The sequence below is a fragment of the Bacteroidota bacterium genome (genome assembly GCA_018831055.1).
Lineage (GTDB): Bacteria > Bacteroidota > Bacteroidia > Bacteroidales > B18-G4 > M55B132.
Window position 1 is genome coordinate 1 of record JAHJRE010000271.1, and the last position, 2,012, is coordinate 2,012.

General features: G+C 55.0%; 1 protein-coding gene. It reads left to right on the forward strand.

The window, feature by feature from the left end; all coding sequences use genetic code 11:
* On the forward strand, nucleotides 1-1,865 hold a 1,865-nt coding region (locus KKA81_16395; GenBank protein ID MBU2652507.1), incomplete at its 5' end, for a M23 family metallopeptidase.
* Nucleotides 1,866-2,012 lie beyond the last annotated feature (147 nt).

The following is a 2,012-nucleotide window of genomic DNA, read 5'->3' on the forward strand; positions in this document are numbered from 1 at the left end:
CCTACTCGGGGCAAACCGGAACCGGCGCTCCCCATCTTCATTTCGAGCGGCGCAGGAATGACACACCCCTGAATCCGCTCACCCACGGATTTTCCATCCCCGACAAAACCCGGCCGGTCTTCCAGAGAATCGGTTTCAAAATGACCGACGACCACTCCGTATTCGTCAATGGTCGCCGCAAGATGTTTCTGGATGTCTCCGCCGGGGAGAAGGGCGCCTACAAGCTCGATACCGTGCTTTATTTCAATCGACCGTTCGGTTTGCTGGCCGATTGTTTTGATCGAATGCGACCCGATGGCATGCGCCAGGCGGCGTACCGGCTTTCGCTCTATATCGACGGCAAGATGCAGTATCAGTCGGTTTTTGACTCGGTGAGTTTCTATACCGGCGATGCCGTGTCGCTGGAGTACGACTATCTCGAAGCGGTTGACAAGCGCAAATTTGTGCGCCGATTGTTCGACGAGTACGGCAACACGTTCGCCGGCAGCGGTCCGATCGACGACCGCCGAGGAATTTTCGGACTCGTCGATGAAGTCCCGGGGATGCACGAGGCGAGGATCGAAGCGGAAGACGCCTTCGGCAACAAGTCACAACTGACTTTCAAATTCGTCTGGGGTCCCCGAGATCAATTCATTTATGTTCGCGATTCACTGGTGCGCGGGACGGCTGACACCAATTTCTTCTACCTGTCCCCGCGCGGGGATGTCAAACCCTACGATCTCGATTCTGCCGACGTGTTTCTCAATCGCGGGACTCAGTGGGGGCGCGCTATTGGCGCGACCACGACGCTGCATGACGATGGTCTCGTAACGGTACAGGTGGTCGGCAATCTGACAACCGGTACGACCCTGCGGCTGAACCTCTATCCATCGATTGGCGGCGTGATCGAAGACAATATCTTCAACGGCTTGAATGAACGTGGAAATGCCAAGCCGCGCCTGGTCCACGAGATCGTGGAGGACGGATTGTTGGTTCAGTTCGATTGCCAGGCCGTTAAGAGTTCCCGGTCACGCCTCGAACTCTACCATGGCGACACCCTGCTCGGAATCGAAACGCCTGAATTTCTCAATATGGGCAATTACATCTGCTTCGTGCCGCCAAAACCGCAGTACCGCCGGATCGATCAGCTGAAGGCGGTCTTTTCGGAGGACACGAGCTGGACCGCAGGATTTTTTGATTCAGTGAATATCGTCCTCGTTGGCCATGACCAAAATGAGATGATTCCGTTCGATGCCCACGCGACGTTGAGCTTTTCGCGCGATGCTTTCTATTCGCCGCAATTCGTTGAGCTGCAAACGGTGCCGCTCGCCAATCCGGCCCTGCTGGGACTAAATTCACATACGTACCGGATCTTGCCGGGAGCCTTTGTCACGCGCAAGCCATTTGATGTTATCTATAATTTCCCGCTCAAGACAACCGAGGCCAACGCCAAGAGCGGACTTTGCTGGCTCAATGAGGATAAGAACAAGTGGGTCTGGCTCGACAACACATTCAGCAATGACACCCTGACCGCCGGTTCAGTCGGCGGCGGTTACTTCGCCGCCGTGTTTGACTACGAAGCCCCCAGAATTGCCAACTTGTCTATCCGTGACGGTTACACCTATCAGAATGTCCGGCCGGCAATCAACTTTGTTATCGAGGATTCGCTGTCCGGTATTGGCGACGATCGCGATATCATTATCGAACTCGACGGTGAGTGGCTGATTCCCGAATATGAACCGGAGACCGGTATGGTGCGTTCGAAGCCGCTCGAACCGCTCAAGCCGGGCCGGCACCATCTCGGTATTCAGGTTACCGACCGGGTCGGGAACAAGACCGAACAATATCTCAACTTCATTGTTAAGCTGTCAGGAAAGGCACATTGAGAGAGAGATAGCCGGAGAGTCACCGTGTTTATTCCGATTCGAGACGACATCGCAACTGTTCGCAAGCCCTACATCACGGTCGGATTGATTGTCGTCAACAGTCTCGTGTTTTTTTACTCACTCCTGCTCGGGGCGCGGGGATTCGAA